Here is a 20,487-nt window from a genome sequence, read left to right on the forward strand (position 1 = left end):
AGCGGAACGGATAATTCCGCCTTTTGTTCAGGACCGGCGGTAGCGGGTGAACAGGAAGCCGGCCTCCTCCAGTACGGACGCGAGTTCGAATGTCTCCGGAACGGTCGTCACCGGCGCGTTCATGATGCGCGACGCGTCGCCGGCGACCACCAGCGGTGCCAGCGAGAGGCACAACTCGTCGAGTGCCCCGCTTCCGGCGAACTGACCCAGGAGCCGGGGCCCGCCCTCCGTCAGCAGCCTGGTCAGACCCCGCCCGGCCAGCGCGCCGACCACCCGCGACGGGTCGACGGCGGCCCCCTCACCGGCGAAGACGACCTCGGCACCGGCCTTGCGCGCGGTCCGCACCCGGTCCTCGTCGGCCCCCGCGCCGGTCACCACGACCGTCGGCACCAGCGGCTCGGTGAACAGCGGCTGCGCGAAGTCCAGGTCCAGGCTGGCGGTGACCACCGCGATGACGGGGGCGGGCGGCTGCCCGGCGGCGGCCCGGCGCGCCGCGAACGCCTCGCGGGCGCGGGCCGGGCGGTAGCCCTCCTTGCGTACGGTCTCGGCGCCGACGACCACCGCGTCCGCGAGGCCGCGCAGCACACCGAAGATCCGCATGTCCGCGTCACTGGAGAGCGGCTGCGAGCGGCCTTCGTGGTGGGCCGCGCCGTCCAGCGAGGAGACCATGTTCGCGCGGAGCCAGCCCGCTCCCGCGTCGAGACGGGGGTACGCGTAGGCGTCGGCCAGTTCGTCCAGGCCCCACCGGCGGTCGGCGAAATCGGCGGCGCCGGCCGGTGCGGAACCGGCGCCGGCGGCCGTACGGAAATCGGCCGGACCCGCCGTACGGGAATCAGCGGAATCGGCCGTAGTGGAATCGGCAGGGCCCGCCGTACCGGAATCCGGGGCGCCGGAAAGGGCTCCGGCGTCGGTCCCCGTCGCGGTTCCGGCAATGGCGCCAGGTTCCGCCGCGAGAGCGGACGCGACCGAGGCGGAATTCCCGTCCCGCGGAGTATCCGCGGTATGCGGGAAATCACCGGACGGCACGGGCGGGGCGGGAAGGGGAAACAGGCGTCGCATAGGCGGCAGTGTGACATGCCTCGCTCACCCGGCGGAGTCCTCCCGCACAGCGGCTAGGCTGGACGGCTGTGTCGCCTTCCCAGCCCTCGTCATCCCAGTCCTCCCCCATAGCCGGGCCGCCGGCCGACGGGGCCGGAGCGGCCCCCGCCGCGCTCACCTCGCGCGCGCCGCACGTCCCGGCCGACCGCCTGGTGGCGGAGATGGTCCCGCCGCCGCGGTTCCAGAGCGCGCGCTTCGAGACGTACATCCCGGACCCTGACCAGCCCAGCCAGGCCGCGGCCGTAGAGGTCCTGAGCGGCTTCGCCGCGGGCATCGGCGGCGGTACGGACCCGGCCGGCGGCAAGCGGCGCTGGTTCGGCCGGAGCGCCAAGAAGGCCGCGGCCCCCTCGGGCCCGCGCGGCGTCTACCTGGACGGCGGATACGGCGTCGGCAAGACGCACCTGCTGGCCTCCCTCTGGCACGCGACCCCCGCCGAGCCCGCGCTCAAGGCGTTCGGCACGTTCGTGGAGCTGACGAACCTGGTCGGCGCACTCGGATTCCAGCAGACCGTGCAGACGCTCAGCGGTCACCGCCTGCTGTGCATCGACGAGTTCGAACTGGACGACCCCGGTGACACGGTGCTCGTCTCCAGCCTGCTGAGCCGGCTGGTCGAGGCGGGCGTCGCGCTCGCCGCCACCTCCAACACGCTCCCCGGCAAACTGGGCGAAGGCCGCTTCGCCGCGGCCGACTTCCTGCGCGAGATCCAGGGCCTGAGCGCCCACTTCCGGCCGCTGCGCATCGACGGCGAGGACTACCGCCACCGCGGGCTGCCCGAGGCCCCGCCCCCGTTCGACGACGCGACCGTCAGCCGCGTCGCCCACCGCACCCCCGGCGCCTCGCTCGACGACTTCCCGTCGCTGCTGGACCACCTCTCGAAGGTGCACCCCAGCCGGTACGGGGCGATGTGCGACGGGATCACCGCCGTCTGCCTGACCGATGTGCAGGCGGTGCCGGACCAGTCCACCGCGCTGCGCCTGGTCGTCCTCGCGGACCGGCTGTACGACCGGGAGGTGCCGGTGGTGGCGGCGGGCAAGCCGTTCGACGCGCTGTTCAGCGAGGAGATGCTCAAGGGCGGCTACCGGAAGAAGTACTTCCGCGCCATCTCCCGGCTCACGGCGCTGGCCCGGGACGCCAAGCCGCTGGTGGAGGGGTAGCGGTCAGGACGGGGACGTAGTCGCGGCTCCCGGCCGGTACACCGGGTTCCGGGTCCGCGCGCGGCCGGTTCCCGGCGGCCGACGTGCGTGGTACACACATGCGGGTCACATCACCTGTCCGCCAGCAGGGAGTTGCCCATGTCCGCGACACGTCGTCAGGTCCTGGCAAGAACCGGCGCGCTGGGCGTATCGATCGCCTTCGCCGGCAGCGTCCCCGAGGTCTTCGCCGGCACCGCCACCGCCCGGAGCGCGGGCCGGCACGGCTACGGCCCCCTGATACCCGACCCGGCGGGTCTGCTCGACCTGCCGAAGGGGTTCCGGTACCGGGTGCTGTCCCGTGAGGGCCTTCCGCTGCCCTCCGGCGAGGGCCGCATACCGAGCAACCACGACGGCATGGCGGCCTTCCCGGGCCGCCACGGCCGCGTCCACCTCGTACGCAACCACGAGAACCGCAGCAAGTCCCGCGTCCCCGTCCCCGCCGTCGACGGCCTGACCTACGACCCGGCGGGCGAGGGCGGCTGTACGGCGCTGGAGGTGGACCAGCACCACCGCGTGCTGTCCGAGCGCGTCGCCATCGCCGGTACGTCCACCAACTGCGCGGGCGGGCCCACCCCGTGGCACACCTGGCTCACCTGCGAGGAGACCGAGCTACGGGCGGGCGAGGGCGGGTACACCAAGGACCACGGCTTCATCTTCGAGGTCGACCCGTACGACCCGCGCCGCACCGGCGCCGTACCGCTGACCGCCATGGGCCGCTTCCAGCACGAGGCCATAGCCGTCGACCCCGAGACCGGCACGGTCTACGAGACCGAGGACGCCTTCGACAAGCCGTTCGGTCTCTTCTACCGGTTCCGGCCGGCCAAGCCGCTGGGCGGCCGGGGCTCCCTGCGGGCCGGCGGACGGCTCCAGGCCCTGCGCGTACCGGACGTCAAGGACCTCTCCGCCGTCCAGGAGCCCGGCACCAGCTTCCGCCACGTGGAGTGGGTGGACGTCCCCGACCCGCTCGCGCGGCAGACCCCCGTCCGCTTCCAGGACTTCGGGCCGCGCGGCATCACCCACGCGCAGAAGCTGGAGGGCTGCTACTGGGGCGGCTCCAGCGTCTACTTCGTCTCCAGCTTCGCGCGGAGCAAGGACGGTTCGGCCGCCGACCACCAGGGCCAGGTGTGGCGGTACGACCCGGGCGCGCGCCGCCTCACGCTGGTGGTCGTCTTCGGCCCGGACGCCGACGTGCAACTGCCCGGCGAGTCCCCCGACAACATCTGCCTGGCGCCCGGCGGCGGGCTGATGGTGTGCGAGGACGGCGACGGCGCGCAGCACGTCTTCGGCCTGACCCGGCGCGGCACGGTGTACCCGGTGGCCCGCGGCCGGCAGAACATCGGCACACCGGAGAAGCCCGAGTGGGGCGAGTTCGCGGGGGTCACCTTCTCCCCCGACCACCGCACGATGTACGTCAACTGCTACACGCCCGGCACGACGTTCGCGGTCACCGGGCCCTGGGAGGACTAGCCCGTTCCGTTCGGATCATCTGAACGGTGGTCCGCGCATGTCGTTGACCGATGCGCGGTGGGCGCGGATCGAGCCGTTGCTGCCGGGCCGGACACCGAGGCGGGGTGGCCGCCGGCGGGGCCGTCGTGACCGGTTCACGGTCCGTCGCCCGCCGACCGTGCCAGGTACGCGTAGTTGTCCTCGATGAGGTGGTCCAGTGCGGCCCTGGCGGCGGCAAGGCCGTCGATGGCCTCGGACAGCCGGGCCCGCTCGCGGCCCATGAGTTCCAGTGCCTGCCGCGCCCTGTCCTCGCTCGGCTCGGCCATGCAGGGCGCCATCTCGGCGATGGTGCTGCTGGGCATGCCCGCCGCCAGGAACGCCTGGATGAGGCGCACCCGCCGAACGTGCTCGTCCTCGTAGTGGCGCTGTCCGCCGGGTGAGCGGGAGCTGACGAGCAGGCCCTGCTCCTCGTAGTAGCGCAGCGACCGGCGGCTGGCTCCCTCCACCGGGACCGGCACGCGCCGCTGTTCACCTTCGTCCCGGAGGCGGAGCGCTACGTGCGCAAGTACACCGTCTCCCACCCGGTCCCCGCCGGAAACTATCCGCCCCGGGCCTACGACGGCCTGACGGAGATCTGGTTCGAGAACTGGGAGGATCACGACGCCTTCTTCGCCTCCGAGAACTACCGGACGCTGGTCAACCCCGACGAAGCACGCTTCATCGACATGGAATCGGTGGCCGTGATGGTCACCGAGGAGAAGAAGGTCATGTGACGGACCGGCTCGAAAGACGCGCCCTACCCCGAGCAGGCCGAGCGCTGGGCCTCCAGCCATTCGCAGTGCGGGCACAGGAGCGCCCCGGGCCGGTCGGCGGGGTACTCGGTGGGCTCGCCGCAGTGCACGCAGTCGGCGAGGGGCGGACCGCTGTCCGCCCCTTCGTCCGTACGGTTCGGCTGCTCTTCTTCGGTGCCCGGCATACGTCCGATCGTACGCGCGGGCGTGCGATCGGGCGTAGGGGCGGGCGTGCGAGCGGGCGTATGTGCCGTGGCGGGGGCGCTCGTCAGATGCGGCGGGAGCTGAGGCGGCAGGCCAGGGCCGTGGCGGCGCCCGCGATCAGCAGGCCGGCGAGCAGCGGCAGCCAGGGCAGGGTGACCGTTCCGTGGGCGGAGCCGGTGACCAGTCCGGAGACGGCGGCGTTCGCGGGCGAGGCGCTCCCGATCAGCAGCAGGAGCGCGGCGAGCAGTCCGGACACGATCGACCAGCCGGTGCTGCGCAGCACCGGCCAGTTGCAGAGCGCCCCGACGGCGGTGCCGAGCAGTACGCAGACCAGCCCGGCGAGCAGCCCGGCGCAGGCGGCGGCGAGCACGGGGACGGCGGTCCGGTGGTCGGAGGCGTGCGGGTCGGCGACGAGCGAGACGTACGCCGTACCGACGAGGGCGAGACCCGCCGCCGACAGGCTCCCCGTCAGGACGGCGGCGAAGTGCGCCTTGCCGGGGCCGGCTGCCGCCGCCGTGCAGGAGCGGGCGGCCGGCGGCTCGCCCGTGACGCAGATCCGGCACAGCCAGGCGGCGAGGGGCAGCAGCCCGAACGCGGCGACACCGTACGAGTCGAGGATCGGCCCGCCGCTCTGCACGCCCACCGCGAGGAGGGCGGCATACAGGAGGACCGGCGGCAGCCAGCGGTGCGACCGCAGGAGCAGGGCGAACCGGTAGCGGAGGAGCGGGATCACGGGTACCGGTTTTCGTCGGGGACCGGGGCGGCGGGAGAGGACGAGGGTGGCGGCGGGGCGACCGCGCGGATGTGCCAGGGCGGGTGCGCCGCGAGCAGGGCGCGCAGCAGCGCGTCGGAGTGGGCGGCGGCAACGGCCAGCCGGACCGTCGTACCGCCGTCCGGGCCCCGCGTGACGTATGGCCGGCCCGGCAGCTCGGCGAGACCGGCGAGGTCGCGCGGGGTGAGGTGTCCGGCTGCGCCGGGAGCCTCCGCCTCGATGATCACTCGGGGGCCGGACGGCGGTGCATCGTCGCCCTCCGCCGGGCGCGCGCCCGTCTCCGCGTCCGCCGGGCGCGCGCCCGGATCCGTCCCCGCCCCGCCCGGGAGCCGGTCCAGGCCGTCTCCCCTGACGCGGTACCGCGCGTCGGCCGCGCCCGCCAGGCGCCGCGGGTCGTGGTCGACGAAGACGACCGTGCCGCCCGCCGCGACGCGCTCGGCCACCGCCCGGTCGAGGACGTCGCGGGCCGCCGGGTCCAGGCCCGTCCAGGCTTCGTCGAGGACGAGGAGTTCCGGCTCGGCGAGCAGGGCCTGGGTCAGTGCGACCTTCTGGCTGGTGCCCTTGGACAGCTCGGCGAGCGGCGTACGGGCGTGGCCGCCGGCGCCGAAACGTTCGAGCCAGTCCGTGGCACGGCGGGCCGCGGCGGGGCCGCGCAGGCCGTGGATCCGCCCGAGGTGGGTGAGGTAGCCGACGGCCGTGAACGGCAGGGCGGCGGGGAAGCGTTCGGGTACGTACGCGCTGCGCGGGCGCCCGGTGACCCGGCCCCTGCTGGGGGCGTCGATCCCGGCCACGATCCGCAGCAGCGTCGACTTGCCGCTGCCGTTGTGGCCCTCGACCCGCACCAGCGACCGGCGCGGCAGGTCGAGGTCGATGTTCCGCAGCACCCACGGGCCACGTACCCCGTACCGCCGCCCGACCCCGTCCAGCCTCATCGGTCCCCCGGCCCTCGTCCCCGTCGCCGCGCCGCCCCCGCCGTCAGTTCCCGGCCGCCTTCTCGGGGCGCAGCTCACTGGGCCGTACGATCACAAAACCCTCACCGTCCAGCCGGAGCTGCACCGCCTCGCCGGAACCGCCGCGCAGCATCGAGCCGAGGCTCTGCGAACGGTGCAGCGAGGTCTTCAGCGACGCGGTCCAGCCGACCACCGCGTCGGTGTCCACGAACACCGGGGCCTGCGGCGACACGGGGATGACGAGGGGGTTGCCCTCACACATCACGGCCAGCTTGCCGTGGCCGGTGAAGACGGAGTTGAACAGGCCGCCGCCGGTCATGCCCGCGCCCTTGACCGTGGAGATCTCGTAGGACAGGGACGGGTCGAAGCACAGCACGTTGCGGCCGTTGACGGTGAGGCCGTCGCCGGGGGCGAGGTCGACGATGAAACAGTTGGCGGCCTCGTGCGCGAACCAGACCTCGCCGCGGCCGCGCACGGCCATCAGGGCCAGGCCCTCGCCGGTCACGGCCCGCTTGAGGAACTTGCCGACGCCCTGCCCCTGCTTCTCGAACTGCAGGTCGCCCCGGTAGGCGACCATCGAGCCCTGGCGCGCGAAGCACTCGCCGTCCACGGCGTACTTGACCGATTTGGCGTTCTGCAGGGTCATGCCGGGCGCGGAGGCCGGCGTGACCACGTTCTCGGAGGCGAAGAGGTCGCTGTGCATAAGGAGGATAATCCCCCGGAACGATCCGTTCCGCCAAGGCGCCGGCCCGCGCGGTGCCGTTCCGGGCGGCTGGCACACTGGTCCGTGTGACCAGCACCGATCTCGCCGGACCCGGCGATCCGACCGACGCCGCCGCCGACGCGCCCCGCTCGGCGGAGACCGGCCGCGACGCCGCGCCGCAGTACGTCCTCCCCCTCGTCGTCCGGATCGAGCGGGACGACCCGCCCGCCCGTACGGACGCGCTGGAGACCTCGGCACGGGCCGTGCTGACCCTGCTCTCGGACGAGCGGGCGACGGGCGACGGCGAGTGGGCGGCCGCCGTGCACGCCTGGGAGGACGCCCGGATCCGCAAGGTCGTGCGCCGGGCGCGCGGCGCGGAGTGGCGGCGCGCCGAGGCGCTGCCGGGCATCACGGTGCACGGCGAGAGCGCCGAGGTCCGGGTCTTCCCGCCGGTCCCGCTGGACGGCTGGCCCAAGGACCTGGCCCGCCTCCAGGTCTCCGGCACCCACCTCGACGACCCGCGGGAGCCCGGCGCCCCCGCCACCGGTGTCCCGGTGCTGTGGCTCAACCCGGAACTGGACATGTCGGCGGGCAAGTCGATGGCCCAGACGGGCCACGGCGCGCAACTGGCCTGGTGGGCCCTGCCCGAGGCCGACCGCGCCGCCTGGCGCGCGGCCGGCTTCCCCCTGTCGGTACGCCCCTGCCCGCCCCACCGGTGGGCCGAACTGACCGCCAGTGGCCTGCCGGTGGTGCGGGACGCGGGGTTCACCGAGGTCGTACCCGGTTCGTGCACGGTCGTCGCCGACCATCCGGCGCTGCGGGCGCAGGTCTAGGCACGGGGAAGGGCCGGTGCCCCGGGAGGGACGGTACCTCAGGTGGCGACGGTCGTGACAGCGTCGACGTTGTACGTGCGGGCGTAGCCGTTCTCGACGCCGACGAGGAGGTCGACGATCTCGAAGTAGCGGTCCCAGAACGGGGTTTCCCGCAGCGCGTCGATCAGGAGCTGGTACGCGGCGTGGTCGTCGGCCTCCCAGACCCAGACGTCGGTGACGCGGGTGGAGTAGAACTCCGTGTCGTAGAAGCGCGACCGGACGCCGGTGGTCTTGGCCTTGACCACCGGCATGACCTTGGTGCTTATAGCGTCCACCCGCTCGTGCGGGGTCATGGCGAGCCACTCGGGCGTGGTCTTGATGAGCATGAAGGCGGTGACCACCGGTGCGGTTTCCTGTGCGGACATGACGGTTCCTCCGGAGTGGGGGCAGGGTGAAGACGGTCGTGGACACCACGGGTGACGGTCGCGCGGACCGCCTGACGGCGAGCCGCGACCACCTCGTGGGGCGACCGGATCGGTACGTCTTCATCCTGTGAGGGACCAGGCGTTGCCACAATGGGAAAGTCAGCAACGGATCATTGCCTGGAATGGAATTACGCTGGTGAGCAGCCCTGAACCGGTCGTCGACGCCCATCTCGCCGTCGCCTTGGACGCCCTGCTCGCCGAGCAGAGCGTCACCCGCGCCGCCGCGCGCCTGCACACCTCCCCCGCGGCCATGAGCCGCACCCTGGCCCGTCTGCGCCGCGTCCTCCAGGACCCCCTCCTGGTGCGGGCCGGGCAGTCCATGGTTCCCACGCCCCGCGCCCAGGCCCTGCGCGACGAGGCCGCCGCGGTGGTACGCCGCCTCGGCGCCCTGCTCACCCCCGGCGCCGGCATCGACCCCGCCGCTCTGCACACCACCTTCACCCTCCAGACCGCCGACCTGGTGGGGGCGGCCCTGGCTCCCGGGCTGCTGCGGCTGGCCCGGGAGGAGGCGCCGGAGGTCTCACTGCGGTTCCGGGCCGAGGAGCTGGAGGCGGGGCCGGCCCTCCGTGACGGCCGGATCGACCTGGAGATCGGAGCCATCGACCACATCGCGCCGGAGACCCAGGTCGAAGAGCTGGTCACCCTCCGGATGACGGCGGCCGTACGGCCCGGCCACCCGCTCACCGAAGGGGAGCTGACCCCGGCCCGGCTCGCCGCCGCCGAACATGTCTCGGTCAGCCGCCGCGGCCGGTTCACCGGCCCCCTGGACACCGCGCTGGCCGAGCGGAACCTGCACCGCCGGGTGGCCGCCGTCCTGCCCAGTCATGTGGCCGCGATGTCCCTCGCCGCGCGCAGCGACATCGTCTGCCTCGTGCCCACGGCGGCGCCCGGCGCCGCGCCGTCGCCCTTCACCGACGCCGCCACCGCCCTCGGGCTGCGCCTCCTCGACATCCCCTTGTCCCTGCCGCCGGTGACCATCGGCATGGCCTGGCATCCCCGCCACGCCGCCGACGGAGCCCACCACTGGCTCCGCGACGCCGTCCGCCGGGCCGTGCGCGAGCCCGGGAGCACCCCGGAAGGCTGAGGCGAGGGGCCGCCGGGAGGCTGCGGGCTGCCCGGGACCGGGCTTCTTTCAGGCCGACAGCCGGGTGCGGCTCAGGCTCGCAGACAGGTGCAGCTCAGGCCCGTAGCCGGGTGCGGCTCAGGCTCGTAGCCAGGTGCGGCGGTTGCGAGCGACCGTGTAGACGCGTTCCACGCGGTCGGGGGCGAGCACCCCGCCGAGCCGTCCGAGCAGGGGTATGTCGCGTTCGTCGCGTATCACCCGTACGTCGCGCAGTGCCGGATCCAGCTCCACGTCCGCCGCCCCGGCGAAGGCCAGCACCGGCCGCGCCTCCACGCGGAACCGGCAGCCGCGGGTCAGCACGTACGCGGCGCGCCGGGCGTGCTGCCGGCACTCGCGGACGTACGGCTGCGGCTCGCGGCCACGCCCGGTGCCCACGGTGTCCTCCCCCACCCGCACCCGGGCCCCGCGTACGTGATGGGTGCCGACGCACAGCACGCCGCCGGGCCCGATGAGCAGGTGCCCGATGACCGCCGCGGGCGGCAGGGGGATGGAGTGGATCACGTACCAGCCGTCGGCCGCCAGTTGGTCCAGGGCCGTGCCGACGGCCTGTTCGCCGAGGAGCTGCCGGTGCCACGCGTCCTGGGGCGGGCGGCGGCCGAGCAGGCGGGCGCACCACAACGCCGGCCTGGCGCGCGGCTGCTCGGCGAGCCGGACCCGCAGGGCCTCCCCCGGGCGGTTCGGGGCGAGGTCGTCGTCCGGCGGCAGGAACAGCCGGTCCGGGTCGCTCGCGTACCGCGTCTCCTGCTTTCCCTCGTGCGCTCCGGGCTCGGGACGGAAGTCACTCATACCCATCACCCCCCGATGGCCATGGGAGCAGGCGCCCGGCCCCCGGGCAAGAGGTACGCAGCGGTGTGCGCGCGGACGCAGGGATGCCGGGGAAACGTTGGCCTGAGGACCACGTACGGTTACGTCCTGTGTTCTCCTCTCTCCTTGGTTTCACCGCGGTGGCCGTCCTGCTCACCGTCTCGCCGGGACCCGACTTCGCCGTGGTACTGCGGACGTCCCTCAGCTCGGGGCGGCGGGCGGCCCTGTGCTCCGCGCTCGGCATAGCCGCGGGCTGCTTCGTGTGGGGACTGGCCGGAGCGGCCGGACTGACCGCCATGCTGTCGGCGTCGCAGGCGGCGTACGACGCGCTGCGCGTCGCCGGTGCGCTGTACCTGATGTGGCTGGGCTTCCAGGCCCTGCGCAGCGCCCGCCGCTCCTCGAAGGCGGGACGCGAGGCCAAGGCGAGCCGCACGGAGGCGGGTGGCACCGGGGCGGGTGGCACCGGGGCGGGCGGCACCGGGGCGGGCGCTCCCGTTCCGGAGACCGGCCCGGCCGACCGGCAGTCGCCGCTCCAGGCGTTCCGCACCGGGCTGCTGACGAACGTCCTGAACCCCAAGGTCGGGGTCGTGTACATGTCCCTGCTGCCGCAGTTCATCCCGCACGACGCGCCGGTCGTGACCACGACCCTGCTGCTGGTCGCCGTGCATGCCGTACTGGGCCTGGTCTGGCTCGGCGGGATCGCCCTGGCGGTGCACCGGGCGCGCGCCTTCTTCCAGCGCCCCCGCGTCCGCCGGCGCATGGACCAGGCCACCGGCGGTGTCCTGCTCGCGCTGGGCGCCGCGGTCGGTGTCGAGACCGCGCGCTGAACCGCCGGGCACGGCACGTCGCAAGCTCAAATCATGCTCTGAACCCGCGCCCTCCGGGGTTGGCCCGGCTCCGGCGCGGCGATGAGTACCGGACACCACGGGGGTGCACGAGTGGGAGGGGGAACCACCATGGACCGGCTCGGTACGGGCATCGGCTGGCGGCCCGAGATAGCGGACGGGATCGCGGAGCTGCCCGGCGTGGACTGGGTGGAAGTCGTCGCCGAGAACATCTGTCCAGGTCATCTCCCACCCGCCCTGCAGGCACTGCGGGCCCGCGGCACGACCGTGGTGCCCCACGGGGTCTCCCTCGGGCTCGGCGGCGCCGAACGCCCGGACCCGGGCCGGCTGGCCGCGCTCGCCGAACGCGCCGAGGCGCTGGGCGCGCCGCTGGTCACCGAGCACATCGCGTTCGTACGGGCCGGAGGCCCGCTGACCGCCTCCCCCGCGATGGAGGCGGGACACCTGCTGCCGGTGCCCCGCACCCGCGACGCGCTGGACGTGCTCTGCGAGAACGTCCGGATCGCGCAGGACGCGCTGCCCGTGCCGCTCGCCGTGGAGAACATCGCGGCGCTGGTCAACTGGCCCGGCGAGGAGATGACCGAGGGACAGTTCCTCGCCGAACTGGTCGAGCGCACCGGCGTACGACTGCTCATCGACGTCGCCAACCTCCACACGAATCGGGTGAACCGGAACGAGGACCCGGCCACGGCACTGGACGAGCTGCCGGTCGAGGCCATCGCGTACGTGCACGTGGCGGGCGGCATCGAGCGGGACGGGGTCTGGCACGACACCCACGCCCACCCGGTGACCCGGCCCGTCCTGGACGTCCTGGCCGAACTCTGCGCCCGCGTCACCCCGCCCGGCGTCCTGCTGGAGCGGGACGAGGACTTCCCGGCGACCGGTGAACTGGCCGCCGAACTCGACGCGATCCGCACCGTGCTGAAGGAGGCCCCGACGCCGACCGTGCTGCCTGCACCGGCGCCGGCACCCGTACCGAGGCCGCTCCGGGCGACCGGGGTGGCCGTGCCGCGCGGCACGGGCACGGCCACCGGCACAGTCAGCGCCACCGGCACGGCCACGGCCACCGGCACGGCTGGCGCCACCGGGACGGCCGGGGCCACCGGCACATCCGCGTCCATCGGCACAGCCGGGGCCACCGGCACAGCCACGTCCACCACCGACGCCGCCCGCCGGCATCTGGCCGTCGCGCAGACCGCGCTGCTCTCCGCGCTGGTCGCCGGGACACCGGCACCGGAGGGCTTCGACCGGCGGCGGCTGCTGATCCAGAGCCGGGCGCTGGCCGCCAAGCGGGCCTCCGTCGTCGCCAAGATCGCACCGGAACTGCCGGACATCCTCGGCGGGGACTACCGGCCCGGCTTCCTCGCCTACGCACGTCACCGGCCACTGCGCCACGGCTACCGCCAGGACGCCATGGACTTCGCCGTCCACCTGCTGGCCGAAGGACGGCCGGCGGACCCGGACGCCCACCGCCGGCTGACGCAGTGGTGGCGGGACCGCGCCGGTCCCAAACCGCCGCGCGGCGGTCCCGCGCACCGCCTCGCCCACGCCGTACGCCGCGCTCTCCACCGGAGGTGAAGGACATGCCCGCTCTTCTCATCACCCTGGCGGTCGCCGCCTCCGCACTGCTGCTCGTCGTGCGCACCGTCCGTATCGTCCGGTCGGCACCCCGGCCCAAGCACCGCCGGGCGTCCACGTACGAACTGTGGGAGATCGCCTTTCTCGCCGGCGGCCCGGGCCGGGTGGCGGACGCCGCGATAGCCGGGATGCACCAGGACGGGCGGCTCGCCGTGGGCGGGCCCGGTGTGGTGTCCGTGCGGCAGTCGGTGGCGTACGACCCGGTCGAGACGGCCGTGCTGGACTCGCTGGCGCGGACCCCGGACGGCTCGCTGGACACCCTGCGCCGCCATGTCATGCGGGCCCCGGCCGTCCAGGCCATCGGCGACCGGCTGGCGAAGCGCGGCCTGATGCGGCACCCGCGCGCCGGCCGCCCCTGGCGTCTCCTCGCCGCCTGGCAGACCGGGATCTGCGGGGCGGGTCTCCTGCTCGCCCTGCTCCTCACCCTCACCGGAGTCATCGGCGGGAAGGGGGCGCCCTTCGTCGTCCAGGTCCTGCCCGCGGCGGTCCTCGGCATCGTGACCGGCGTGGTGTGCCGGAAGAAGCTGGGGCGGCGGGTCACACCGGCCGGGGCCGCGGCGGTACGGGCGTACCGTACGGTGCACAAGGCGGACCTGGTGAGCGCATCGACCCAGTCCGCCGCGCTGATCGTGGCGCTCGGCTCCACCGCGCTGCTGGTGGACGACGCGCTGCGCGACCACCTCGAAGAGGCGCAGCGCGCGACGGTGGGCGCCTCCGCCGGGGCGTACTCCGGGTCCTCCGGCAGTTCGTCGACCACGTCCACGAACGCGACCTGCGGCTGGAATGTGCCCGACGACGACTCGCACACGTCCTGGTGCGGTTCCTCGTGCGGCGGCGGGTCGGGGTCGGGCTGCGGCGGGTCGTCCTGCGGCGGCGGGGGATCGTCGTGCGGCGGCGGATCGTCGTGCGGCAGCAGCTCCGGGTCGGGTTGCGGCAGCAGCTCCTCCTCGTCCTGCAGCAGTTCCTCCTCGTCCTGCGGTGGTGGCGGCTGCGGCGGCTGAGCCGCGCGGCGTCGGCGGTGCCCGGCACCGCCGACGCCCGTGCCGTCCCGCGCCTCCGGAGCCCCTGATGCGCCTGGAGCCCCTGGGCAACCGGTCAACGTACCAGCGGCCAGGGCACGTTGACGGGGCTTCCCCGAACGGAGGACGGGAGCAGCGCAGGGCGCACTAGCGTGCGGTGCCGCACCAGGAGGCACCATGCGATCCGTAACCGGCACCGGCCTCGTCGTCGCCGCGCTCGCCGCGACCCTCGCCGCGCTGCTCTTCCCCATCTGGTCGTTCGCCGGCCGGCCCGGCGCGGGCGGGGGCGTCAACACCCAGACCGTCGCCACCTCGTTCGGCCCGCTGTCCGCGCTCGACCGGGACTTCGTGAACCGCGTACGGCTGGCGGGCCTGTGGGAACTGCCCGCGGGCCAGCAGGCCCAGCAGCGCGGGACCGTACCGGCCGTACGGGAGGCGGGCGACCATCTCGTCGACGGCCACACCTCGCTCGACCGGCACGTACGCGAGGTGGCCGCGCAGCTCGGCCTCGGGCTGCCCGACCGGCCCAACGCCCAGCAGCGGCACTGGCTGAGGGAGCTGAGCAGCGCGCGGGGGGCCGCGTACGACCGCAAGTTCGCGAACATTCTGCGGCTGGCGCACGGCAAGGTCTTCACCGTCGTCGCGCAGGTCCGCGCGACCACCCGCAACTCGCTCGTCCGCGCTCTGGCCGACGACGCCAACCGGACGGTCCTGGACCACATCTCCATGCTGGAGCGCACCGGATTCGTCGACTTCGACGCGATCGCCGAGGACGCGGCCACCGCTTCGCCGCCCCCGAGCCCCTCGGCCCCGCCACCGTCCCTCGGCGCGGTGCCCGCCCCGTCGCCGACGCCCGTCACACCGTCACCGACGTATTCGCTGCCTCCGCCCGCGACGCCACCCGCCACCGCCGGCGCCACCCGGGCCCCGGCTCCCGCCGAGACCTCCGGCGGCCCGCGTCAACACCCCTGAGAGAACGGGAAGAAGTGATCTCCCATGCCCGACCACCTGCCCGGCCACCGGGATTCCGGAACCCCCGAGCCCCCGCGGCCGCCCCGCCCTTCGCCGCCACCGCGGCCGTCGCCGCCCGCCCCCCGGCCCCTCGGCACCGGCGGCGCCTCGGCACCAAGCACCTCGTGCTGATCGCCCTGCTCGCCCTGCTCGGTTCGGCCGGCACCTTCGTCTCCGTGACCGGCAATGCCTCGGCTCACAACACCACTCCCCCGTCCGGGTCCCCACCCGCCGACTCGTCGTCCTCACCAACGTCACCCAGCGTGACACAGCCCACTGACAACGCCTCCGCGACCGCTCCCGGCACCGGTTCCGCCGGGCCGTCGGACACCCCCGCCGACGCCCCTGACGGGCCCGCGGGCCCCACCGGCTCCGGCACTCCGGCCGACCCCGGCGGCTCGTCCGGCGCCGGCCAAAGCGTCCCGGCAGCAGGCGACTTCGCCGACATCCGCTCCGTACGGCCCGGCCCGCAGCCCCCGCGCGGCGGACGCGACGCCTCCACCGGCACCTTCACCAGCAACTGCGGCCGCAACGAGAACCGGCACCAGAATCCCGACAACTTCATCGTCACTCCCGGTGTCGCAAACGGCGCCCACCACCTCCACGACTACGCGGGCAACCGCTCCACGGACGCCTTCTCCACCGACGACTCGCTGCGCGCGGCCGGCACCACCTGCGCCCGCGGCGACAAGTCGGCGTACTTCTGGCCCGTACTGCGCCGTCTGAGCGGCCAGGACGGCCCGAGCAGCGGCAACGGGCAGGACCCGGCGGACGGGAACGTGGGCCAGACGCTGACCCCCCGCTCGGTCTCGCTGACCTTCCGCGGCAGCCCGGCGGGCAAGGTCACCGCCATGCCCGAGGGCCTGCGCGCCATCACGGGCGACGCCAAGGCGTTCACCAACGGCACCGCCAACGCGCGGGCGCAGTGGACCTGCACCGGCTTCGAGAACCAGCGCCTGGCCGACAAGTACCCGCTGTGCCCCGGCGGCAGCCAGGCCGTACGGCTGCTGGACTTCCCGAGCTGCTGGGACGGGACGAACAAGGACAGCGCCAACCACCGCACCCACCTCGTCTTCCCCGACCGGGCCTCGGGCCGCTGCCCCACCGGCACGAAGGCCGTACCGCAGCTCCAGATGCGGCTGGCCTACGCCGTGCAGCCCCGGCCGCGCGCCTTCGCCCTCGACAGCTTCCCCGAACAACTGCGCAAGCCGGTGACCGACCACGCCGACTTCGCGAACTTCATGCCGCGCGACCTGATGGCGCGCGCGGTGCAGTGCATCAACTCCGGCCGCCGCTGCCAGTGAGGAACACGGGACCGGGTCCACGCATGGCTGTACGAGCCGAACGGCCGTGACGCCCGCACCGCGCTCCACTCGTTGGGGGCATAGCTCCCGACACCGGAGCGCGGTGCTTTACAAGCCCAACCCACGACCCAACCATCCCTTTTGTATGCCCACCGGGCGCCTCCATACGAAGGGACGGCTTGTGAAAGCTGTAGCGCTGTACGGCACCCTCGGGTCGCTGGTCCTGTCCGCCCTCGTCGCCGTCCCCGCGGGCGGAACGACCCGGTCCGCCGCCGAGACCCCGGCGCCCGCCCCGCCCCGTATCGCCTTCGGCCGCTGCGCCCCCGAGGAGCACCTGCCGGCCGGTGTGGAGTGCGGCCGGCTCACCGTCCCGCTGGACTACGCCCACCCCAAGGACAAGAAGATCACCCTGACCGTGAGCCGGGCCCGCGCCACCGGCTCCCCCAAGGAGCGCCAGGGCACGCTCGTCTTCAACCCGGGCGGCCCAGGGGCGTCCAGCATGAACTTCCCGCTGTACGCGAAGGTGGACCGCTGGCGCAGGACGGCACGGGCGTACGACTTCGTCGGCTACGCGCCGCGCGGTGTCGGACGCTCGGCGCCGCTGTCCTGCCAGGAACCCGCGGAGTACGCCAAGATCCCGAGCGAGAGCCCGCGGCGCCCCTCCGAGGCGTTCAAGCGCAAGAAGGCCGCCGAGGCGAAGGCGTACGCGCAGGGCTGCGCGCGCAACGCGGGGCCCGCGCTGCGCCACTACACGTCCGCGAACAACGCCCGTGACCTGGACATGCTGCGCGCCGGGCTCGGCGAGAAGAAGCTCACCTACATGGGCGCCTCCTACGGCACCTACTTCGGGGCGGTGTACGCGACGCTCTTTCCCGGCCACGTCCGCCGGATGGTCTTCGACAGCGTGGTCAACCCGGACCCCCGGCAGGTCTGGTACCGCAACAACCTCGACCAGAACATCGGCTTCGAGCGCCGCTGGCAGGACTGGGGCCGCTGGGTGGCCAAGCACCACAAGGTGTACCACCTGGGTACGACATCGCAGGCGGTGCTGCGCGCGTACGACACCGTGCGGGAGCGGCTGCACAAGCGGCCTCTGGGCGGCAAGGTGGGGTCGGCGCAGTTGCAGGCCGCCTTCCTCAAGACGGGCTACAACGACGCGTACTGGCCGGTGCGCGCCGCGGCCCTCGCCACGTACGTCAAGGGCGACCCCAGGCTGCTGCTCAAGCAGGCCGCACCGCTGCCGGGCGGCGAGAAGGCGGACGAGAACAGCAACGCGGTCTACACGGCCGTGGAGTGCAACGACGGGCTGTGGCCGCGTGACCTGCGGGTCTGGGACCGGGACAACACCGCGAGCGCGCGTGTCGCGCCGTTCGAGACGTGGGACAACGCCTGGATGAACCTGCCGTGCGCCTTCTGGCCCCGCTACTCACCGAGGGGCGCCGTCCAGGACCCCAACCGGTACGCGGAGGACGTGACCGACGTGGCCCTGCCGCAGGCGGGCGCGCCGCACCGCCCGGTCGACGTACGGACCGCGCCGGGCGCGCTGCCGCCGGTGCTGCTGCTGGCCGCCGAGCGGGACGGCGCGACGCCGCACTCCGGGGCGGTCGAGCTGCGGCGCCGGCTGCCCGGCGCGTCGCTGGTGACCGAGCGCGGCGCCGGGACGCACGGTGTCTCGTTCGGGACGAACGCCTGCGCCAACCAGCATGTGGAGCGGTACCTGCTGACCGGGCGGACCCCGGCGCGGGACACGTTCTGCGGGCCGCGCGCTGAGCCCAAGCCGGTCATGCCCGCCAAGAAGCGCAAGTAGCGCGGCGCGCTCAGCGGCGCGCGCGACGGGCCACTGAGCAAGCGACGGTCCGCTCAAGCAGGCGACCGGCCGGGTGCGGTGCCGCACCCGGCCGGTCGCGCCGTCTCAGGCCGTCCCGGCAGCCGGCTCTCAGGCCAGCCCGGCGACCAGCTCGGCGACCGGCTTGCGGCGCCCGGTGTAGAACGGCACCTCCTCGCGGACATGCATCCGCGCCTCGGAGCCGCGCAGGTGCCGCATGAGGTCGACGATGCGGTACAACTCGTCCGCCTCGAAGGCGAGGATCCACTCGTAGTCGCCCAGCGAGAAGGACGGCACGGTGTTGGCGCGCACGTCCGGGAAGCCGCGGGCCATCTTGCCGTGGTCGGCGAGCATCCGGCGGCGGTCCTCGTCGGGGAGGAGGTACCAGTCGTAGGACCGCACGAACGGGTAGACGCTCACGTAGTCGCGGGCGACCTCGTCGGCCAGGAAGGCCGGGATGTGCGACTTGTTGAACTCGGCCGGGCGGTGCAGCGCCATGTTCGACCAGACCGGCTCCAGCGCGCGCCCCAGCCGGGTGCGGCGGAAGAGGTTGTACGCCTCCTGGAGCGCGTCGGAGCTCTCCGAGTGCCACCAGATCATCACGTCGGCGTCGGCCCGCAGGCCGGAGACGTCGTACGTGCCGCGCACGACGACGTCCTTGGCGGCGAGCTGCGCGAACAGCGTCTCGACCTCGTCGGCGTACCCGGTGCGGTCCTCGGGCAGCGCGTCGCGCAGCTTGAACACCGACCAGAGCGTGTAGCGGATGACCTCGTTCAGGTCCTTCGCCTTCTTGCCGGCGTTCGGGGTCTTCTCGGGAGCGGCCCCGGTGGGGTGGGCGGGGGCGGGGGCGGAAGCGTCAGTCATGGGTCCCATTCTCACTCGCCCCGTACGGCGGCTTGCGGCAGGGTGTCCAAGATGTCGTCCGCGGCCGTGCGCGCGGAGGCGATGCAGGCCGGGATGCCCACACCGTCGTAGAGCGCGCCGCACACCCGCAGGCCGGGCAGCTTGCCGGTCTCGGCCCGGATTCGGGCGACGCGCTCCAGGTGGCCGACCGGGTACTGCGGCAGCCCGCCGCCCCAGCGCGTGACCCGCTGCGCGACCGGCCGGGCGGCCAGCCCGACGGCCTCGCCGAGGTCGCGCAGCGACAGCTCCACCAGGTCGGCGTCGTCCCGCGCCAGGTCGGCCTCGTCGCCGTACCGGCCGACGGAGGTGCGCAGCACGAACAGGTCCGGGTCGCCGTCGGCGATCCACCCCCACTTGTTGCTGGCGAAGGTCGACGCCTTGATCTTGCGGCGGTCGACCGGCGGCACGAGGAAGCCGCTGCCGGTCAGCGCCGTCTCGACGTCCGCGCGGCGGAAGGCCATGGTCACCAGGGCCATGGAGGCGTACTCGACGGCGGACAGCTCGGTGGCGGCGGCCGGTGCCTCGGCGGCCAGCAGCCGGGCGGCGGCGGGCGCCGGTGCGGCCAGGACCACGGCGTCCGCGTCCAGCGCCGCCGGGCCGTCGCCGCCGTCCAGGACGACGCGCCAGCCGTCGGCGGTGCGCCGCAGCTCGCCTACCGGGGTGTTCGTACGGATCTCGCCGCCCGCGGCCCGTACCGCGTCGGCGACGGCGCCCGGCAGCGTGCCCACGCCGCCGTCGATGCCCATGAAGACCGGCGCCGGCGCCTGGCCCGGCTCAGCGGCGCGCGCCGCCGTCCGCGCCTGGATGCCCCTTACGCCTTCGATCAGCGAGCGCTCGGCGCGCGCGGCCTCGAAGAGCTGGGGGACGGCGGCGCGCATCGAGATGCGGTACGCGTCGCCCGCGTACACGCCGCCGAGCAGCGGTTCGACGAGCCGGTCGACGACCTCGCGGCCCAGCCGGGCGGCGACGTACTCGCCGACCGCCACGTCCGCGCCGACCTCCGTGCGCTCCAGCGTCTCGTCCTCGGCGATCCGCGCCATGCCCTCGGGAGAGATCACCCCGGAGGCGGCCAGCAGGCCCAGGTCGCCTGGTACGCCCATGACGTGCCCCTTGGGCATCGGGCGCAGCGCGCCGCGCGTCCACAGGGCGGCGGTGGCGGTCGTGGGCGGCTGGAGGCGGTCGCCGAGGCCCACGGCGCGTGCCAGGTCCACCGCCTCCGGGCGCCTGGCCAGCATCGACTCGGCGCCGAGGTCGACCGGCACCCCCGCGATCTCTCCGGCGCGCAGCTTGCCGCCGAGCCGGCCGGACGCTTCCAGTACGGTCACCCGGGCCCCGCCGTCCAGCAGTCGGTGGGCCGCGGCCAGCCCGAGATGCCCCCACCGATGACGACGACATGACTTCCGGGCGCGCGGCCCGTACTGGTGTGCGCTGTGCTCATGCCCCCACTCTCTCAGAGTCCGTCCGGAGTCCGGACCGTGACCGCATCGCGACGCACGGACGGCAACCCGCGGCTCCCCCGCCACGTCGAAGTGGCAACGGCGGCACACCACTTCGGGGGTAC

At 74.1% G+C, this 20,487-nt stretch carries 20 protein-coding genes and 1 pseudogene; 11 read left to right on the forward strand and 10 right to left on the reverse strand.

Annotation, left to right across the window (positions count from 1 at the left end):
• Positions 1–27: 27 nt before the first annotated feature.
• Positions 28–738, reverse strand: a complete 711-nt coding sequence (locus EJG53_RS08775) for a pyrimidine reductase family protein (RefSeq protein ID WP_244955599.1) — start codon at positions 736–738, stop codon at positions 28–30.
• 389 nt (positions 739–1,127) lie between these two features.
• On the opposite strand from EJG53_RS08775, the gene zapE reads away from it, so the two are divergent.
• Both zapE and EJG53_RS08785 read left to right on the forward strand, forming a co-directional pair.
• Positions 1,128–2,252 carry a cell division protein ZapE gene (gene zapE, locus EJG53_RS08780; RefSeq protein ID WP_371858668.1) on the forward strand — a complete coding sequence of 375 codons (1,125 nt, stop codon included), beginning with the start codon at positions 1,128–1,130 and terminating at the stop codon, positions 2,250–2,252.
• Positions 2,253–2,390: 138 nt separating this feature from the next.
• A complete protein-coding gene (locus EJG53_RS08785) occupies positions 2,391–3,758 on the forward strand; it encodes an alkaline phosphatase PhoX (RefSeq protein WP_125044389.1) in 1,368 nt (455 codons plus the stop codon).
• 134 nt (positions 3,759–3,892) lie between these two features.
• On the opposite strand, the gene EJG53_RS08795 is transcribed toward EJG53_RS08785, so the two are convergent.
• Positions 3,893–4,255, reverse strand: coding sequence for a MerR family transcriptional regulator (locus tag EJG53_RS08795; protein ID WP_125044391.1), 363 nt, complete (start codon positions 4,253–4,255; stop codon positions 3,893–3,895).
• A gap of 39 nt (positions 4,256–4,294) precedes the next feature.
• Here EJG53_RS08795 and EJG53_RS08800 point away from each other — a divergent pair, with 39 nt between their 5' ends.
• Positions 4,295–4,510, forward strand: a complete 216-nt coding sequence (locus tag EJG53_RS08800) for an EthD domain-containing protein (RefSeq protein ID WP_244955057.1) — start codon at positions 4,295–4,297, stop codon at positions 4,508–4,510.
• A gap of 23 nt (positions 4,511–4,533) precedes the next feature.
• On the opposite strand, the gene EJG53_RS08805 is transcribed toward EJG53_RS08800, so the two are convergent.
• From EJG53_RS08805 to EJG53_RS08820, 4 genes are all read right to left on the reverse strand, one after another.
• On the reverse strand, positions 4,534–4,713 hold the full coding sequence (locus EJG53_RS08805) for a hypothetical protein (RefSeq protein ID WP_030999897.1): 180 nt from the start codon (positions 4,711–4,713) through the stop codon (positions 4,534–4,536).
• Positions 4,714–4,796: 83 nt separating this feature from the next.
• Entirely contained in the window at positions 4,797–5,465 is a 669-nt protein-coding gene (locus EJG53_RS08810) for an ABC transporter (RefSeq protein ID WP_125044392.1), read from the reverse strand.
• Positions 5,462–6,436 (reverse strand): ABC transporter ATP-binding protein, encoded by a 975-nt coding sequence (locus EJG53_RS08815; protein ID WP_125044393.1) that lies wholly within the window; start codon positions 6,434–6,436, stop codon positions 5,462–5,464. Before EJG53_RS08815 ends, EJG53_RS08810 begins: the two co-directional genes overlap by 4 nt.
• A gap of 43 nt (positions 6,437–6,479) precedes the next feature.
• Positions 6,480–7,157 carry an AIM24 family protein gene (locus tag EJG53_RS08820; protein ID WP_030999902.1) on the reverse strand — a complete coding sequence of 226 codons (678 nt, stop codon included), beginning with the start codon at positions 7,155–7,157 and terminating at the stop codon, positions 6,480–6,482.
• Between the two features lie 86 nt (positions 7,158–7,243).
• Between EJG53_RS08820 and EJG53_RS08825 the strand changes: the two genes are divergently transcribed.
• Positions 7,244–7,990: a peptidyl-tRNA hydrolase gene (locus EJG53_RS08825; protein ID WP_125044394.1), complete on the forward strand. Its 747-nt coding sequence runs from the start codon at positions 7,244–7,246 to the stop codon at positions 7,988–7,990.
• 38 nt (positions 7,991–8,028) lie between these two features.
• Here EJG53_RS08825 and EJG53_RS08830 read toward each other — a convergent pair whose 3' ends face one another.
• Positions 8,029–8,394 (reverse strand): darcynin family protein, encoded by a 366-nt coding sequence (locus EJG53_RS08830; protein ID WP_125044395.1) that lies wholly within the window; start codon positions 8,392–8,394, stop codon positions 8,029–8,031.
• A 187-nt stretch (positions 8,395–8,581) separates the two neighbouring features.
• Here EJG53_RS08830 and EJG53_RS08835 point away from each other — a divergent pair, with 187 nt between their 5' ends.
• On the forward strand, positions 8,582–9,538 hold the full coding sequence (locus EJG53_RS08835) for a LysR family transcriptional regulator (RefSeq protein ID WP_125049262.1): 957 nt from the start codon (positions 8,582–8,584) through the stop codon (positions 9,536–9,538).
• Between the two features lie 117 nt (positions 9,539–9,655).
• Here the strand turns inward: EJG53_RS08835 and EJG53_RS08840 are convergent, their stop codons facing one another.
• Positions 9,656–10,363: a nuclease-related domain-containing protein gene (locus EJG53_RS08840; protein WP_167515077.1), complete on the reverse strand. Its 708-nt coding sequence runs from the start codon at positions 10,361–10,363 to the stop codon at positions 9,656–9,658.
• A 128-nt stretch (positions 10,364–10,491) separates the two neighbouring features.
• Here EJG53_RS08840 and EJG53_RS08845 point away from each other — a divergent pair, with 128 nt between their 5' ends.
• From EJG53_RS08845 to EJG53_RS08870, 6 genes are all read left to right on the forward strand, one after another.
• Positions 10,492–11,208 carry a LysE family translocator gene (locus EJG53_RS08845; protein WP_167515078.1) on the forward strand — a complete coding sequence of 239 codons (717 nt, stop codon included), beginning with the start codon at positions 10,492–10,494 and terminating at the stop codon, positions 11,206–11,208.
• A gap of 129 nt (positions 11,209–11,337) precedes the next feature.
• Entirely contained in the window at positions 11,338–12,804 is a 1,467-nt protein-coding gene (locus tag EJG53_RS08850) for an MbnB/TglH/ChrH family RiPP precursor modification enzyme (RefSeq protein WP_125049263.1), read from the forward strand.
• Between the two features lie 5 nt (positions 12,805–12,809).
• Positions 12,810–13,865 (forward strand): TIGR04222 domain-containing membrane protein, encoded by a 1,056-nt coding sequence (locus EJG53_RS08855; protein WP_154806366.1) that lies wholly within the window; start codon positions 12,810–12,812, stop codon positions 13,863–13,865.
• Positions 13,866–14,060: 195 nt separating this feature from the next.
• Positions 14,061–14,855 (forward strand): DUF4142 domain-containing protein, encoded by a 795-nt coding sequence (locus EJG53_RS08860; RefSeq protein WP_125044398.1) that lies wholly within the window; start codon positions 14,061–14,063, stop codon positions 14,853–14,855.
• 302 nt (positions 14,856–15,157) lie between these two features.
• Positions 15,158–16,198, forward strand: coding sequence for a DUF1996 domain-containing protein (locus tag EJG53_RS08865; protein WP_307721672.1), 1,041 nt, complete (start codon positions 15,158–15,160; stop codon positions 16,196–16,198).
• Between the two features lie 181 nt (positions 16,199–16,379).
• Positions 16,380–18,005 (forward strand): alpha/beta hydrolase, encoded by a 1,626-nt coding sequence (locus tag EJG53_RS08870; protein ID WP_244955058.1) that lies wholly within the window; start codon positions 16,380–16,382, stop codon positions 18,003–18,005.
• Between the two features lie 129 nt (positions 18,006–18,134).
• On the opposite strand, the gene hemQ is transcribed toward EJG53_RS08870, so the two are convergent.
• Together hemQ and hemG are read right to left on the reverse strand one after the other, a co-directional pair.
• Positions 18,135–18,887 (reverse strand): hydrogen peroxide-dependent heme synthase, encoded by a 753-nt coding sequence (gene hemQ / locus EJG53_RS08875; RefSeq protein ID WP_125044400.1) that lies wholly within the window; start codon positions 18,885–18,887, stop codon positions 18,135–18,137.
• Positions 18,888–18,898: 11 nt separating this feature from the next.
• Positions 18,899–20,364: pseudogene (gene hemG / locus EJG53_RS08880) on the reverse strand (protoporphyrinogen oxidase).
• Positions 20,365–20,487: the final 123 nt, after the last annotated feature.

The sequence above is a fragment of the Streptomyces chrestomyceticus JCM 4735 genome, assembly GCF_003865135.1.
GTDB classification, from domain to species: Bacteria; Actinomycetota; Actinomycetes; order Streptomycetales; family Streptomycetaceae; genus Streptomyces; species Streptomyces chrestomyceticus.

Coding starts and splice junctions, on each gene's coding strand:
- EJG53_RS08830 (WP_125044395.1), bottom strand. CDS start 8,394: ATGTCCGCACAGGAAACCGCACCGGTGGTCACCGCCTTCATGCTCATC.
- EJG53_RS08855 (WP_154806366.1), top strand. CDS start 12,810: ATGCCCGCTCTTCTCATCACCCTGGCGGTCGCCGCCTCCGCACTGCTG.
- EJG53_RS08850 (WP_125049263.1), top strand. CDS start 11,338: ATGGACCGGCTCGGTACGGGCATCGGCTGGCGGCCCGAGATAGCGGAC.
- EJG53_RS08860 (WP_125044398.1), top strand. CDS start 14,061: ATGCGATCCGTAACCGGCACCGGCCTCGTCGTCGCCGCGCTCGCCGCG.
- EJG53_RS08820 (WP_030999902.1), bottom strand. CDS start 7,157: ATGCACAGCGACCTCTTCGCCTCCGAGAACGTGGTCACGCCGGCCTCC.
- EJG53_RS08840 (WP_167515077.1), bottom strand. CDS start 10,363: ATGAGTGACTTCCGTCCCGAGCCCGGAGCGCACGAGGGAAAGCAGGAG.
- hemQ (WP_125044400.1), bottom strand. CDS start 18,887: ATGACTGACGCTTCCGCCCCCGCCCCCGCCCACCCCACCGGGGCCGCT.
- EJG53_RS08805 (WP_030999897.1), bottom strand. CDS start 4,713: ATGCCGGGCACCGAAGAAGAGCAGCCGAACCGTACGGACGAAGGGGCG.
- EJG53_RS08785 (WP_125044389.1), top strand. CDS start 2,391: ATGTCCGCGACACGTCGTCAGGTCCTGGCAAGAACCGGCGCGCTGGGC.
- EJG53_RS08815 (WP_125044393.1), bottom strand. CDS start 6,436: ATGAGGCTGGACGGGGTCGGGCGGCGGTACGGGGTACGTGGCCCGTGG.